This window comes from Caulobacter sp. FV1ye13L, from assembly GCF_058681155.1.
This window is the reverse complement of sequence record NZ_CM178732.1, coordinates 1343631-1358241: the sequence shown is the minus strand read 5'-3', so window position 1 is coordinate 1358241 and position 14611 is coordinate 1343631. Positions and strand designations below refer to the sequence as shown.

The window sequence follows — 14611 nt, the reverse complement described above, 5'->3', positions numbered from 1 at the left end:
AAGACGCAGGATGGGCGCAAAGAAAAACGGCGGCCGGATCGCTCCGGCCGCCGCTGACTTCAGTCCCGGTGAAGGGGCGGAAGACTATTCCTTGGGGGTGGCCCGCTCGCGCAGAGCCGCGCCCAGGATGTCGCCCAGCGAAGCGCCGGAGTCCGACGAGCCGAACTGCTCGATGGCTTCCTTCTCTTCGGCCATTTCCAGCGACTTGATCGACATCGAAACGCGGCGAGCCGCCTTGTCGATGTTGGTGATCTGAGCGTCGATGCGGTCACCCACAGCGAAGCGCTCGGGGCGCTGTTCCTGACGGTCGCGCGACAGGTCCGACTTGCGGATGAACGCGGTCATCAGGGCGTCGTCTTCGCCGAAGCGAACTTCGATGCCGCCGGTGGTCACTTCGGTCACGGTCACAGTGACGGTCTGGCTCTTGCGATAGGTGTCGCCCGACATCGGATCGCCACCCAGCTGCTTGATGCCCAGCGAGATGCGCTCCTTCTCGACGTCGACGTCGAGAACCTTCGCCTTGACCATGTCGCCCTTCTTGTAGCGAGCCATGGCTTCTTCGCCCGAGGCGCTCCAGTCGATGTCCGACAGGTGCACCATGCCGTCGATGTCGTTGTCGAGGCCGATGAACAGACCAAACTCGGTCGCGTTCTTGACTTCGCCTTCGACGGTCGAGCCGACCGGGTGGGTTTCGAGGAACGAATCCCACGGGTTGGCCAGAGCCTGCTTGAGGCCCAGCGAAACGCGACGCTTGGACGGATCGACGTCCAGCACGACCACGTCGACTTCTTGCGAGGTCGAGACGATCTTGCCGGGGTGGACGTTCTTCTTGGTCCAGGACATTTCCGAAACGTGGACCAGGCCTTCAACGCCGGCTTCCAGCTCAACAAACGCGCCGTAGTCGGTGATGTTGGTGATGCGGCCCGTGAACTTGGCGCCGACCGGGTACTTCGCTTCCACGCCGTCCCACGGATCGGACTGCAGCTGCTTCATGCCGAGGCTGATGCGCTGGGTGTCCGGGTTGATCTTGACGATCTGGACCTTCACGGTGTCGCCCACGGCGAGCACTTGGCTCGGGTGGTTGACGCGCTTCCAGCTCATGTCGGTGACGTGCAGCAGGCCGTCGATGCCGCCCAGGTCAACGAACGCACCGTAGTCGGTGATGTTCTTGACGACGCCTTCGCGGATTTCACCCTCTTGCAGTTGCGACACCAGTTCGGTGCGCTGCTCGGCGCGGGCTTCTTCCAGGATGGCGCGACGCGAGACGACGATGTTGCCGCGCGGACGGTCCATCTTGAGGATGGCGAAGGGCTGTTCCTTGCCCATGAGCGGGCCGACGTCGCGCACCGGGCGGATGTCGACTTGCGAACCAGGCAGGAACGCCGAGGCGCCGCCCAGGTCGACGGTGAAGCCGCCTTTGACGCGGCCGACGATGGCGCCCATGACGGGCACGTTCTGGGCGTAGACGCCTTCCAGACGGGTCCAGGCTTCTTCGCGCTTGGCCTTTTCGCGGCTGATGACCGCTTCGCCGAGGGCGTTTTCCAGGCGTTCCAGGAAGACTTCGACGTGGTCGCCGACCTTGATGGTGGGCTTGCCGGCGTCATCAACGCCGAATTCCTTCTGGGGAACGCGACCTTCGGTCTTCAGACCGACGTCGATGATCGCGAAGTCCTTCTCGATACCGACAACGATACCCTTGACGACGGTGCCTTCCGCGAAGTCGCGGCCGCCCATGGAATCGTTAAGCAGCGCTTCGAAATCGTCGCGCGTCGGGTTGAAGCTCATATCGTCAGCCATGCTGATGTTTAGTCTCGTGTTGAGGGACGCCCCGTCGTGAAGCCGCCGAATGACGGTTCTGGGGATTCCGGGTGATAAGGATTTTCATGCGGACCGCGGCTTCCTAAGCGGCGGCGAGGCGGGCGTTAGATTAGCCCGGGAGGTTTCCCGACCGGGCGCGCGCCGTCTCGACAATGCGGCGGGCCGCATCGAAGGCCTGCTCTATAGTCATTTCCGACGTATCGAGCAAGACGGCGTCTGAGGCCTGGGTCATGGGCGCGCTGTCGCGGCCTGAGTCCCGCGCGTCGCGCCTGTGGATGTCGGCCAGCACATCGGCGTAGGCGACAGCTTCGCCCTGTCCGGACAGCTGCTTCCACCGGCGTTCCGCCCGGATCTCCGGTGTCGCGGTCACGTAAAGCTTGGCCGGGGCATCGGGGGCGATGACCGTGCCGATGTCTCGCCCGTCGATCACCGAACCGGGCTCGCGGGTCGTGAACTGCCGCTGGAGATCAAACAGGGCCGCGCGGACACCGGTATGGACGGCAACCCGGCTGGCCGCCTCGCCGGCGGCGCGGGTGCGAACCTCGGCCCCCTCCAGTTCGGCCAGGTCCAGCCCCTTGGCTGCGGCCTCGGCGGCGGCGGCGTCATCCAGATCGCCGCCGGTCGCCAGCAATCGCACGCCGACAGCGCGATAGAGCAGGCCGGTGTCCAGCATCGCATAGCCGTAGAGCGCCGCCAGCCGACTGGCGACCGTGCCCTTGCCCGAGGCGGCGGGACCGTCAACGGCGATCACGAATCCCATGCTCAGGCCTCCGCCAGATCCGCGCCGAGGCCGCGCATCAGGTCAGCGAAGCCCGGGAAGCTGGTGGCGATCATGCCCGGCTCGTCAACGGCCACACCCTGCTGGGCGGCCATGCCGAGGATCAGATGGCTCATGGCGATGCGGTGATCGCCGTGGGTGTGGACCAGGCCGCCGCCGCGCACGGGATGATTGCCGCCCCGCGTGCCGACGACCGTCATGCCTTCGGGCTCTTCCTCGACCGTGACGCCGCAGGCCGTGAGGCCCGCCGCCGTCAGTGCGATGCGGTCGCTTTCCTTGACCCGCATCTCGCCGATACCGCGCATGACGGTCGGACCGTCGGCGAAGGCGGCCGCGACCGCCAGGATGGGATATTCGTCGATCATCGCCGGGGCGCGCTCGGGCGGCACGACCACGCCCTTCAGCTGGGAATAGCGGGCGGTGATGTCGCCGACCTCCTCGCCGCTGGACATCCGGACGTTCGAGATCACCAGATCCGCGCCCATCTCCTGCAGCGTCGTGAACAGGCCGGTGCGCAGGGCGTTGAGCATCACGCCCTCGACCGTGACCTCCGAACCCGGAACGATCAGGCCGGCGACCAGCGGGAAAGCCGCCGACGACGGATCACCCGGCACCGAGACATGCGTCCCGGTCAGCTTCTGGCCCTCGGGCAGGCGGATATGGCGAACGCCGTCACGGTCCTCGACGATCACCTCGGCTCCGAAGGCGCGCAGCATGCGCTCGGTATGGTCGCGGGTGGCTTCGGGTTCGATCACCTCGACGCCGCCCTCGGCATGCAGACCGGCCAGCAGCACGGCCGACTTCACCTGGGCCGAGGCCATCGGCAGGCGATAGGCCAGGCCGCGCAGATTGCCGCCCTTCAGGGTCAGGGGCAGGCGACCCTTGTCGCGCCCCAGCCAGGTCGCGCCCATGCGGGCCAGCGGATCCAGCACCCGGCCCATAGGCCGGCCGCGCAGGGATGCGTCGCCGGTGAAGGTGGAGCACATGGCAAAGCCCGCCGCCGCGCCCATGATCAGGCGGACACCGGTGCCGGCATTGCCGCAGTCGATGACATCGGTCGGCTCGGCGAAACCGCCCTGGCCCTCGATGCGCCATCGGCCGACGCCTTCCTGCTCGACCCGTGCGCCAAAGGCTTGCATGGCCCGAGCGGTCGCCAGCACGTCGTCGCCCTCGAGCAGGCCCTCGACCGTGGTCGTGCCACTGGCCAGAGCGCCCAGGATCATCGAACGGTGCGAAATCGACTTGTCGCCCGGGGCGCGAACGGTGCCTCGAAGGGCTCCGCTGGGCCCGCTTTTCAGTCCAGCCGCCGTCATGCCGTAACCGGCTCCCTGATCATGGTGGGGTTCGCGAGGGGTTTGCTTTTGACAGCGGGCCTTGGCCATGGCAAGTCACCGGCCGCTTTTCCCATCTGGATCAAAGGTTCGCCTCTTGGCCAATCCCGAATTGGGCGCAAAACAAATTTGCCCCAACTGCCAATCGAAATTCTATGACCTGGGCCGTCGCCCGGCGCTGTGCCCCAAGTGCGGCGAGTCGTTCGACCCGGAAGAGGCGCTGAAATCGCGCCGCGTCCGCGCGCGCGCCGTCACGCCGGACTATGACGCCGAGGACGAGAAGCCCGCTCCGCCTCCGAAGGATGAGGACGGCTTCGAGGACGAGGTCGATGAGACCCCGGAAATCGACAAGGTCGAGCCCGACGTCATCGAGACTGATGACGAGGACGCCGATCCGGGTACGCCGACCCCTGCGGGCGGTGACGACCTGGGCGTCGACTTCGCCGAGGACGAGGATCTCGCCGAAGACGAAGCCGACGACGTGCCCTTCCTCGAAGACGAGGACGAGGACGAAGACGCTCTCGAGAACGAAATCGAAGGCCTTCCGGGCGCCGACGACGACGATCGCTAAGACCTCGAACGACATTCGAAAAATTCTTCGAAAAAAGTTCGCCGGGAGGGTTGATCCAAAAATCCTCCCGGCATAGGTTCCGCGCCTCGCCGGGCCCGACCAGATCGGAACAGGCGGGACACACCAGGGTTCTCTTGGGAAACCAAGGACCTCGGGGCTTTAGCTCAGCTGGTAGAGCGCTTGCATGGCATGCAAGAGGTCAGCGGTTCGACTCCGCTAAGCTCCACCAAAACGGCCGCTTCCCTAAAGGGAGCGGCCGTTTCCATGTCTGCCCCCCCCCGACGGCTCGACAAACTTCCGCCCTCACTTGCGATCATTCCTGTCGGCCCCGCGGCGCGTGCGGGCGACGAGGCGGAGAAGATCCATGCGGCCCCTGCTGGCGATGTCGTGTCTGGCCCTGTCGGCCCTGGGATGCCTGCCCTTGCTGGCCCTGGCGCCCGATGTCGGAGGCGCTCAGGGCGCGGGGCTGTCTCTCCCCATCCAGTGCGAGATCGGCGTCAGCTGCGAGGTTCAGAACCTCGTCGACCGCGATCCAGGCCCCGGGGCCAGGGACTTCCGGTGCGGCTCCCTGACCTATGAAGGCCACAACGGCGTCGATTTCCGCTTGCCGGACCTTCGGGCCCAGAAGGCCGGCGTGGCGGTGCTGGCGGCGGCCGACGGGACCGTGTCCAGGGTGCGCGACGGGGTGGCCGACATCTCGGTGAAGACAACCGGCCTTGAGGCGGTGAAAGGCCAGGAATGCGGCAATGGCCTGGTGATTGACCATGGCGGCGGCCTGGTCACCCAGTACTGCCACATGCGTCGGGGTTCGCTGGTCGTGAAAGCCGGTCAGGCGGTCAAGCGGGGCCAGCCCCTGGGTCAGGTCGGGCTATCGGGACAGACCGAATATCCGCATCTGCACTTTACCGTGCGACGCAACAATGAGGTGGTCGACCCCTTCGCGCCCGCTCCGGGCGCCGCCGGGGCCTGTAGCTCGGGCGGCGGGCTGTGGACGGCTGCGGCGGCCGGCAAGCTGGCTTACAGGCCGCGAGCCGTGCTCAACAAGGGATTCGCGGCGGGGCCCGCCGGCATGGCCGAGGTCGAGGCCGGAAACCTGCCCACGCCCGGCGCAGCGACGCCGCTGGTGGCCTATGTGCGATCCCTCGGCCTCAAGGTCGGCGACCAGGCTCGCTTGACCCTCACGGGGCCGGACGGCATGGTCCTGGGCGACAATCAGGTGGCCCCGCTGACAAGCGCCAAGGCCCAGTATGTGCTGTTCACAGGCAAGAAGCCGCCGGCCGGCGGCTGGCGCAAGGGGCGCTACGAAGGCCGCTATGTTGTGATGAATGGGGGCGTCAAGGTGGTCGATACCACCTGGTCGATCACAATTTAACGATCTTGTGTCGACGGCCCCTGATTGACGGGCGTTTCCCCTTTCAGGTGAACCTGATCTGTGGCATATTCTGATCTCAGCCTTGTTCTCCAGCGCGGCTGTGTCACTCCGGCCGGGTTGCGAAACTTAATGGTTTTGCGGCTCGGCCGTTCGAGTTTTTGGGCTGTCTCTTGCTGCCAAGCTTCGTTCGCTGCGCCATTTGATCCGATTTTCGTGATTTCGCGGTTGGCGGGCGCTGTTCCGACGGCAACATGGACGCTTTGGCGCGCCGCTCGGGTTGAGGTTGGCGACCGCTGACCATCCACCAAGCCGCATGGTGTCTGTCACAGCCCGCAGCTCCCCGGATGCAAACAGCGGTCAGAGTGGACGGCGCTTGGCGCCTCCGAACTCCACTGCACCTGGCGGGTTGGCGCTTTCGGTGGACGGTCCAAGAGGGCTATGAATACAAATCACTAGAGTTCCGGACCGAGGCTATCGGTCCAGAACTGCTGAAATCGTCTGCGGGCAGGGGGCCGGTCCATGCCGTCAAGCCGGTATGGCGTCCGACCTTCCGATCACCGTGGCGAAGCCATATTTGGCCAGCCAAAGAACCCCACGCTCGAGCATGACGCTTCGCGTCGGGGGGTGCGGCCTTGTGAGGTCAGCGACACTGCTCTGACGAACCAGGGCCAGGGCTTCGACCAGAGCCTCCAGTTCCTTTTCGGTGGGAAGCACGCTCGCGCCGATCCGGGCCATGGGCTCGTGAACCATCCGCCTGACCTTGTCCCAGGTCACCTCGGGGTTGAGTCGGACCATGGTCGTCGGCGTCAGATATTCGGTCGGATAGGACGCAAACAGCGTGAAGGGGTCCATTCGCCATGGGTTGTTGGGCACATTTCGCGGCCGCGAAACCTGAACCCCTTCGGCAAGGCGCCGGGCGTTCTGTTCGCCCCATAGTGTCTGGTAGGACTTGATGACAGTCGCCCAGTCGAAGTCCTTGACGGCGCGCTCGCGGGCACTGGCCCCCATCTTGCGCCGCAGGTCGGGATCACTGACCAGGGTCGCGATCGCCCGGGCCGCCTCATCGACATCGACCACCGTCGTCTGGCTCGCAGCGCCGACATAGGCGTCGTAGCGCAGCCACTGGTTGGCATAGCGATAGGCCATGTCCTCACCCTTGCCGGGCCCCGGCGCATAGGTGGCGATGCGGAATCCGTCGATGCCGTGCCGTACAGTGTCGCGATAGCCGTCCCAGTCGGACACGACATTGGGCATGCCCGCCGCCATGGCCTCGACCGGGGTGAGGCCGAAGGTTTCCTGAATATTGTCCGACAGGGACAGAAAGAAGTCGCCCACGGCCCAGATCGAGAACCGCACGTCCGGCAGGCGGCCGTCGAGGGGGATGTACTGGATGCTGGGACAGGCCTCGCGGCTGGCCTTGTGATAGTTCTGGGTGGCTTCGTCGCTGCCGGCCCAGCCGGCCACGACCCAGGCGATCTTCTTGCCGGAGATGGCGGCCGCCCTTTCTAGCGCCATGCCCATGGGGATGGGGTTCATCTTGGCGGCCGGGCTGAAGCGCCCGACATAGAGGCAGACCACCGTATCCTCTGGGATGGCCAGCTTTTCGCGCCATTCCGCCTTCTGGGCCGGGGTGGTGATGAAGTCGTCGACGTTGACGCCCAGCGGAATGGTTTCCAGCCGAGGTCTGGGAATATGGGTCGCGCCATGGACGTCGGCCAGGTAGGCGGCGGTTGCTTCGAACTGGGTTTCCACGGCGGCGCGGACGGCGCGCGAGGTGCAGATCAGGGCGTCCCAGGGCTTGACCGGTGCGATCAGCATCTGGCCGATCATGTCCATGACCTGGTCACTGGCTGTGGTGTGGGTAATGCCGCAGATGGCATAGGCGCTGTCACCCAACGGACGGCGGGCCCAGGCCTCCGCCGCCAGGCGCGGGGCCGCGAAATTGACCACGCCGACGCCGGCCAGGGCATGGCGATTTTGGCTTTGGATATAAGAGGCCGATTTGCGGATCGGTTCGACCCGATTGACGAAGGCCTGAAGATCTTTCGGCGGGCGGTCGGCGACGTTCCAGAAATGATAGGCGTCGACATCGGCATGACGCAGATAGCCGCGCAGAAAGCTCTCGCCGGCGGCATGTCGGCCCATCAGGGTCTTTGAGGACGTGTCGAAGGCTTCGGGGTTCAGATAGATGACAGCGTTTGACATGAACTCCGACCGGCTGGTCGCCTTAGAGGAATTGCGGGCAAAAAAAGGGGGCCATCCCGAAGGATGGCCCCGCAATCTTGGTCTAGTCGTTGGGATCTTAGACGAAGGACGCCGAAGACACGTCCGACAGATCCGAGCCGAGCAGGACGATGACGTTGTCCGTCGTCGTACCGGCAGCCGTGGCGTCAACGAAGACGTACACGTCAGAGCCGACCTGAACCGCAACATACTGAACCAGCGCGCTGTCCGAGAACTTGGAGTTCGCAGCAGTCAGCGCCGCCGTGTAGGTGTCGGCGGTGGTTTCGTAGTAGTTCGTCGAGGCGCCGGCCACATCGATATCGATGAAGTCTTCAGCCGAGAAGTCGCTGATGACGTCCGAGATCGAGTTGGTCGAGTCGGCGAGCGTAGCGTCGGTACCCGCCGTGAACACGAAGGTGTCCGCACCAGCGCCGCCGGCCATGAAGTCCTGGCCCGTGCCGCCGGTGATGGTGTCGTCGCCTGCGCCGCCGGCCAGCGAGTCATTGCCCGTGCCGCCGGTGATCGAGTCGGAGTCGTCGCCGCCCTCGATGCTGTCGTTGCCCGTACCGCCGTCGATGGTGTCAGCGCCCAGATCGCCGAAGATCAGGTCGTTGCCGGCGGTGTCGGTGATGGTGTCGTTGCCCTGGCCACCACGGATGGTGTCATTGCCCGACACGTCGGTGATGGTGTCGTTGCCCAGGTTGCCCTGGAGGAAGTCGTTGCCAGCCGCGCCAGCCAGGGTGTCGTTGTCCTGACCGCCGTAGATGGTGTCGTTACCCGCGTCGCCGGTGATGGTGTCGGTGCCCTGGTTGCCCTGGGCCCAGCTGCCGGCAGCGTTCAGCACGATGGTGTCGTTGCCGTAACCACCGAAGATGGTGTCGGTGCCAGCGCCGGCAACCAGGCTGTCGTTGCCGTTGTCGCCATTGATGGTGTCGTTGCCCGAACCGCCAGTGATGGTGTCAGCGTCGTTGCCGCCGTTGAACACGTCGTTGGCGGCGGTGCCGTCGCCGTCGGTGATGGTGTCAGCGCCGGTGCCGCCGTTGACGGTGTCGGTGCCGTTACCGCCGCTGATGGTGTCAGCGCCGGAGTCGCCGTTCAGGACGTCGTTGCCGTTGTCGCCGGCCAGCACGTCGGTGCCAGCGCCGCCGACAACGGTGTCGTTGCCGTTGCCGCCGATGATGCTGTCAGTGCCAGTCGAGCCCGAGACGTAGTCGGCGCCGTTGCCGCCGTCGATGGTCGCCGCGCCGGTCGCATAGAGGGCGTCAGCGAAGTCGGTGCTCGTGACGAGGGCACCAGCACCGATGTCGAACTTCGATCCATCGGAGAAGGTGACTTCGGTCAGGCCGTCTTGCTCGAACACAACCGAACGGTCACCGAAGGTCAGGGTGATCTTGGCGGTGGCGGTCGGCGTGGCGTCGGCCAGGGTGTAGGTGACGCCAGCGGCGGTGGCCGACTGGTTCGAGAACGTCAGGGTGTCGGGCGAAGTGAACGCCAGGGCCTGAGCTTCGGTGATGGTTTCAAAAACGTAGGCAGTCATTCTTGTTCTCCAAAATCGTGTCAATGGGCCGCAAGACCGCCTGCGCCCCCACCACGGAGGTGGAGAACCTGCGTTCCTTAGCCGTACCTAATCGTTCCCCCGAGGGTGACGACCAAGGTCAAACAAGCCCGCGCTATAGTTATCCAATCCACGGAATTTGCGCAACTGCCGAAACACACAGGCCCTTCGTGATTTCACGCCAAGCCCAGCGGTGATAAATTTGCAACAAAATCAAGCCACTGCCGGCGTCACGGAGAGCGCTTTATGGCCGGAGCAGGCTGCGGGCGCATGAATCTCATAGGTTGATCTAGCTTAACCTCGCCCGGCGAGTTCGGCAAAAAGCACTTGATCGGAGGCATATATGCTTCGCAAAAGAGCAACGTCTTCCGCCGTCGGATGGTCGGATGGGCGCATTTCCCGGCCTACGTGTGACCTGCGCGCCTCAATCTTGCCCGGAAACGGCGGGACCTCGAGAAATTCCGTCACCCGCGCCAGGACGGGCCCCGGATTGGCGGCCAGATCCTCCGAGGTCAACAGAAGTGTCTGGCGCCTGGGAAAGTGCTTATAGAGGCGCTCAAGCTGAGCCCCATAGAAGCCTCTCTCTACATAACTATACTCGCGATGAAATCCCGGCGTGACAGCGTCCGTCGCGACACGATGGCGGCCCTCGCGAATGCACCAGGCAAAGGGGCGGGTCTCAGCGCCGCGCCCGTACTCCATCCGCCAGTGAGACCATGCCCGCTCCACCGGGTCCCGGAAAAGCAGGATCAGCTTCATCGCGGGGTTATAGGCGGCGATCCGCTCCAGGCATTGGGGCCAATAGACGTAGATCGGCGTCGCCTCGCCCCTGAGGGCCGGAGCCGGCCGCGAAAACAGCGCGTGATACCGGGCATAGTCAGGCGCAGCCCAATCGACGCCCCGCTCGTCGTCGAAGAAGTGGGCTTCCTTGATCGCCGGCAGGTCGAGCGCCGGGTGCTCGACCAGATAGTCGAACAGCGCCGTGGTCCCGCCCTTCTGGACGCCCGCGATCAGGAAAGCGACGTGACGATCGTCCACAACGCCCTCAGGATTCACGCAGAGCGTGATCGAAAATGTCTCCGATAGGACCCAGCAGATAGGACATCACTGTCCGCTTGCTGGTCGTAATCATGACGTTGGCCGGCATGCCGGGATAGAGACGCACCCCCTTGGGCAGGCGCTGGAAGTCGGTCGGGTCGATCTTCAGCTCGGCGACGAAATAGTTCTCGCCGGTCTTGTCATTGCTGAGCGCATCGGCCGAGACATGCAGCACCGTGGCGGCGACCTTGGGCACCTTCATGGCGTTATAGGCGGCAAGATCGACCTGCGCCTTCATGCCGACGCGAACCTCGTCGATATCACCCGGACGGATCTGGGCCAGTACGACCAGCGGAGCGTTCAGCGGCACGACGTCCATCAGCAACTCGCCGGCGCCGGCGACGCCGCCAAGCGTATGCTGGGTAAGATTGAGCACGATGCCGTCGACCGGCGCCCGTACGACCATGCCTGCAAGGGATTCACGAGAGGCCCCCAGGCGCGGGCTGATATCGGCCAAGGCGGCATCGGCCTTGCGCTTGTTCTCGGCGGCCTCGCTGGAGCGCTCCTGATAGATGGAGTTCAGCTGCAGCTGGGTTTCGCCGATCTGTTCCTGAGTCCGGGTCTTGTCCGAGAGCAGGGCGCCGCGCTGGCCTTCGGCCTGAGCAAGGGCCCGTTGCAGGCGAAGCAGCAGCGTCTTGGGCGCATAGCCCTTTTCATAGAGTGTCTGATACCCCTGCAACTCCTCGCGGCTGAGGCGGGCCTGCTCGTCAATCGAATCGATCTGGAGCTGGATGCCGCTCTGCCGTTCGCGCAACTGCACGACGCGCTGTTGGAGAATATCGGCCTGCCCCTTCAGGGCGTCGAGGCGAGACCGGAAAAGGAACTCCTCGTTGCGCATCAGCGTCACGACGTTGAGATCCGTCGCCGCCTTTTCACGCAACTCGGCCGGAAAGACAAAGCTACGCTGGCCGGTGGACTCAGCCTCACTTCGGGCGCGCTGCGCCAGCATCGTGTAGTACTGACCCTCCAGAATGGCGACCTGGGCCTTGGCGACGGTGTCGTCGAATTTCAGCAACACCTGGTTGGCGACAACCTTGTCGCCGTCGCGAACATAGATGCCGCGCACCACACCGGGGTCACGGCTCTTGAGCGACTTTCGGTTGCTCTCGACGCGGACCTGGCCCGGGGCGACGACGCCGCCTGAAATCGACGAGACCGACGCCCAGAGCGCCAAACCCAGCACGAAGACGCCGATGACCAGACTTCCTGCGACAATCGGGGCCCGGACATTCTGCTTCTCGGCTTCCGACTGCGGCACTTCGGGACCGCCAAGCAAAGGGGCGTCGTTCTCCGCCGCTGGTCGGCCCAGGAGCTTGAGGAAATTGCTCACGACTTGGCCTCGATCGACTTGGTGGCTTGGGGCGATGGAACCGCGGCGGGCTGGGCCTTAGCGGCGAGCTTGGCGAGCACAGCGTCACGTGGACCGTACAGCTCGACCTGACCGTCTTGCAGGACCAGCATCTTGTCCGCAGTCCGGAAGATCGACGGCTTGTGCGAAACCATGACAACCGTCGCGCCCCGGGCCTTGAGGGTTTCCAAGGCGGACATGAGCGCCGCTTCACCCACCGCGTCGAGGTTGGCGTTGGGCTCGTCGAGCACGATCAGTCGAGGATTGCGCAGAAGGGCGCGCGCCAGTCCGACCCGCTGCCGCTGCCCGACCGACAGGATGACCCCGTCCTGGCCCAGATCGGTGTCATAGCCCTTGGGGAGTCGCAGGATCAGGTCGTGCACGGCCGCCATCTTGGCCGCCTCAACCACTTCCTCGTCGGTGACGGTGGTCGAGAACCTGGCGATGTTGGCGCGAACGCTGCCGCCGAACAGTTCGGTGTCCTGCGGCAGATAACCCACATGCTCGCCGAACGCGCCGCGCTCCCAGGTGAAGACATCAGCGCCGTCCAGACGGACCGTGCCAGCGGCCGGCTTCCAGATCCCGACCAGCAAGCGCGCCAGGGTGGACTTGCCGGCGCCGGACGGGCCGATGACTCCCACGGTTTCGCCGGGATTGATCGAGAAAGCGATGTTGCGCAACAGCATGCGCGAACCGTCGGGCGTCGCGAAGCTTACGGCCTCGACGGCCAGACGACCAGTAGGTGTCGGCAGGCTGGTGGCCGCCTCGGGGGCCTTATAGCTGTTCAACAGCGCCGTCAGCCGCTCATAGGCCTGACTGGCGGCTATGACGTTGGCCCAGGCGCCGACGGCGCGGTCGATCGGCGCCAGGGCGCGGGACGACAGGATCATGTTGGCGAACAGGAGCCCTGGGCCAATCTTGTGTTCGATCGTCAGCAAGGCGCCAAGAGCGACGATCAGCACCTGGATCGCCATGCGGACAAACTTGATCGCGTTCGACCAGACACCCGCCTGATCGCTGGCCAAAACGCTCTGGCCCATCGATTCACGGCGAAAGCGGAACCACAGGGCGCCGATGCTGGGCAGCATGCCCATGGCGCGCACCACTTCGCTGTTTCGCAGGCCGGCGTCGGTAAAACCGTAGCTTTTTAGCGCGGCGTCATTGGCCTCCTTTAGGGGAATGCGCGTCGCCTGGTCCTGGATAATCACCAGGATCAGCAGGACTGCGCCGCCGATGAGGGTCAGTCCGCCCACCCAGGGATCGATTATGAACAGGACGATCATCATCAACGGGACCGTCGGCAGATCGAACAGGGCCAGCATCGGGGCGCCGGTCAGGGCCTGCCGGAACACATCCAGATCCCGCAGCGCCTGCGAGGACATCGCGCGCTCCCGGCGGCTGATGCCGTCGAACAGCGCCGAGAACACCTGCCCCGAAACACGATGATCGAAAGCCGACCCGAAATTGACCAGAACCCTGGCGCGAAAGAAGTCGATCACGGACGAGACCGCGAACACGAACAGGGCGCCCACGGTCAGCACCAGAAGCGTCGGCACGCTCTGGCTGACGAGCACGCGCCCATAGACCTGATTGGTGAACAGGGGCAGCGCCATGTAGAGCACGCTCGACACCAACGTGAACCCCGCAGCGGCCAGCAGAGGCCCGCGTCCCTCGCGCAGGGCCCGCATCAGCAGGCCATTGGTTTCGATCTTGAGATTTGGTCGCTTCATTTCGCCGCTGACTCATCCCCGCCGTGAACCTGATCCCATCAGGCTGACATCGTAACGGATGCAGGCCAGTGGTGATCCCCGCCCCGCTGGACGGGGTCCAGACGGGCGGCCGAGAAATGATCTGCACTTTCGGGCGTGTCAACGGTTTTCGTATCATATTCGATGATGTATGTTGCGCAAATGGTTGCAACGCGCACAGTCAAATCGACCGATCACGTCAAGGGCGTGCTCAAGGCCGAGCTCAGGCGGCGCAACCTGACCTATGCCGATCTGGCGCGCCTTCTGGCCGAGCGCGGCGTGACTGAAAGCGAGGCCAATCTTCGCAACAAGATCAGCCGCGGCTCATTTACCGCAGCGTTTTTCTTCGAATGCCTGATGGCAATGGGCTGCGAAAGCGTCCGTCTGGGCAGGGCGGACTAAGGCCTAGCGGGCGCGGACGATCATGAAGAAGCCCAGCAGCATGACCGCAAACCCCGCCGCGGCCTGCAGGGTCACCTGCTCGCGAAACAACGCCCAGGCCAGCAGCGGCACCAGGGCCGACCCCAGGATCGAGAACGGATAGGCCGAGCTGAGCGGAATGCGAGTCAGGATGTAGAACCAGAACAGCGCCGTCAGACCGTACCAGGCGAAGGCCCCGATCAGGGGCGGATTTAGCACGACCTTGGCGATCACCCCGCCGGTAATCGACTGGCTGTGATTGGCGGCGACCTTGAACAGGATCTGGCCGATCGGCAGCGTCACCGAGAACGCCAGGCACAGCAGGATGTCCTTCAGCGACATCTGCATG

Annotated in this window: 12 protein-coding genes and 1 tRNA gene; 4 read left to right on the top strand and 9 right to left on the bottom strand. The window is 64.7% G+C overall.

What is annotated here, in order from left to right; genetic code table 11:
• Positions 1–84 precede the first annotated feature (84 nt).
• From rpsA to aroA, 3 genes are all read right to left on the bottom strand, one after another.
• Entirely contained in the window at positions 85–1797 is a 1713-nt protein-coding gene (rpsA, locus tag ACW176_RS06325; protein ID WP_419319481.1) for a 30S ribosomal protein S1, read from the bottom strand.
• Positions 1798–1927: 130 nt separating this feature from the next.
• Positions 1928–2578: a (d)CMP kinase gene (gene cmk, locus ACW176_RS06320; RefSeq protein ID WP_492111305.1), complete on the bottom strand. Its 651-nt coding sequence runs from the start codon at positions 2576–2578 to the stop codon at positions 1928–1930.
• 2 nt (positions 2579–2580) lie between these two features.
• Positions 2581–3909, bottom strand: a complete 1329-nt coding sequence (gene aroA, locus ACW176_RS06315; protein WP_492111304.1) for a 3-phosphoshikimate 1-carboxyvinyltransferase — start codon at positions 3907–3909, stop codon at positions 2581–2583.
• Positions 3910–4024: 115 nt separating this feature from the next.
• Here aroA and ACW176_RS06310 point away from each other — a divergent pair, with 115 nt between their 5' ends.
• The 3 genes from ACW176_RS06310 (at position 4025) to ACW176_RS06300 (ending at position 5870) form a co-directional block, all read left to right on the top strand.
• Positions 4025–4498 (top strand): TIGR02300 family protein, encoded by a 474-nt coding sequence (locus ACW176_RS06310; RefSeq protein ID WP_305312595.1) that lies wholly within the window; start codon positions 4025–4027, stop codon positions 4496–4498.
• 153 nt (positions 4499–4651) lie between these two features.
• A tRNA-Ala gene (locus ACW176_RS06305) sits at positions 4652–4727 on the top strand.
• Positions 4728–4862: 135 nt separating this feature from the next.
• Positions 4863–5870, top strand: a complete 1008-nt coding sequence (locus ACW176_RS06300; protein WP_492111303.1) for a M23 family metallopeptidase — start codon at positions 4863–4865, stop codon at positions 5868–5870.
• Between the two features lie 525 nt (positions 5871–6395).
• Here the strand turns inward: ACW176_RS06300 and ACW176_RS06295 are convergent.
• From ACW176_RS06295 to ACW176_RS06275, 5 genes are all read right to left on the bottom strand, one after another.
• Positions 6396–8075 (bottom strand): glycosyltransferase family 4 protein, encoded by a 1680-nt coding sequence (locus ACW176_RS06295; protein ID WP_492111302.1) that lies wholly within the window; start codon positions 8073–8075, stop codon positions 6396–6398.
• Positions 8076–8172: 97 nt separating this feature from the next.
• Positions 8173–9630, bottom strand: a complete 1458-nt coding sequence (locus ACW176_RS06290) for a calcium-binding protein (protein WP_492111301.1) — start codon at positions 9628–9630, stop codon at positions 8173–8175.
• A gap of 312 nt (positions 9631–9942) precedes the next feature.
• Positions 9943–10686, bottom strand: a complete 744-nt coding sequence (locus tag ACW176_RS06285; protein WP_492111300.1) for a sulfotransferase domain-containing protein — start codon at positions 10684–10686, stop codon at positions 9943–9945.
• Between the two features lie 7 nt (positions 10687–10693).
• A complete protein-coding gene (locus ACW176_RS06280; RefSeq protein ID WP_492111299.1) occupies positions 10694–12076 on the bottom strand; it encodes an HlyD family type I secretion periplasmic adaptor subunit in 1383 nt (460 codons plus the stop codon).
• Complete coding sequence (locus ACW176_RS06275; protein ID WP_492111298.1) at positions 12073–13824, bottom strand: type I secretion system permease/ATPase; 1752 nt, start codon at positions 13822–13824, stop codon at positions 12073–12075. The genes ACW176_RS06280 and ACW176_RS06275 overlap by 4 nt, the downstream gene beginning before the upstream one ends.
• A 162-nt stretch (positions 13825–13986) precedes the next feature.
• Between ACW176_RS06275 and ACW176_RS06270 the strand changes: the two genes are divergently transcribed.
• Positions 13987–14244 (top strand): DUF6471 domain-containing protein, encoded by a 258-nt coding sequence (locus tag ACW176_RS06270; RefSeq protein WP_492111297.1) that lies wholly within the window; start codon positions 13987–13989, stop codon positions 14242–14244.
• Positions 14245–14247: 3 nt separating this feature from the next.
• Here the strand turns inward: ACW176_RS06270 and ACW176_RS06265 are convergent, their stop codons facing one another.
• The gene (locus ACW176_RS06265; RefSeq protein ID WP_492111296.1) at positions 14248–14610 is read right to left on the bottom strand and encodes a DMT family transporter; all 363 of its coding nucleotides are present in this window, start codon (positions 14608–14610) and stop codon (positions 14248–14250) included.
• Position 14611 lies beyond the last annotated feature (1 nt).

Bases quoted from the DNA above. Each gene is read 5' to 3' on its own strand.
- rpsA (WP_419319481.1), bottom strand. From the start codon at position 1,797: ATGGCTGACGATATGAGCTTCAACCCGACGCGCGACGATTTCGAAGCG.
- cmk (WP_492111305.1), bottom strand. From the start codon at position 2,578: ATGGGATTCGTGATCGCCGTTGACGGTCCCGCCGCCTCGGGCAAGGGC.
- aroA (WP_492111304.1), bottom strand. From the start codon at position 3,909: ATGACGGCGGCTGGACTGAAAAGCGGGCCCAGCGGAGCCCTTCGAGGC.
- ACW176_RS06300 (WP_492111303.1), top strand. From the start codon at position 4,863: ATGCGGCCCCTGCTGGCGATGTCGTGTCTGGCCCTGTCGGCCCTGGGA.
- ACW176_RS06295 (WP_492111302.1), bottom strand. From the start codon at position 8,075: ATGTCAAACGCTGTCATCTATCTGAACCCCGAAGCCTTCGACACGTCC.
- ACW176_RS06290 (WP_492111301.1), bottom strand. From the start codon at position 9,630: ATGACTGCCTACGTTTTTGAAACCATCACCGAAGCTCAGGCCCTGGCG.
- ACW176_RS06275 (WP_492111298.1), bottom strand. From the start codon at position 13,824: ATGAAGCGACCAAATCTCAAGATCGAAACCAATGGCCTGCTGATGCGG.
- ACW176_RS06270 (WP_492111297.1), top strand. From the start codon at position 13,987: ATGATGTATGTTGCGCAAATGGTTGCAACGCGCACAGTCAAATCGACC.
- ACW176_RS06265 (WP_492111296.1), bottom strand. From the start codon at position 14,610: ATGCAGATGTCGCTGAAGGACATCCTGCTGTGCCTGGCGTTCTCGGTG.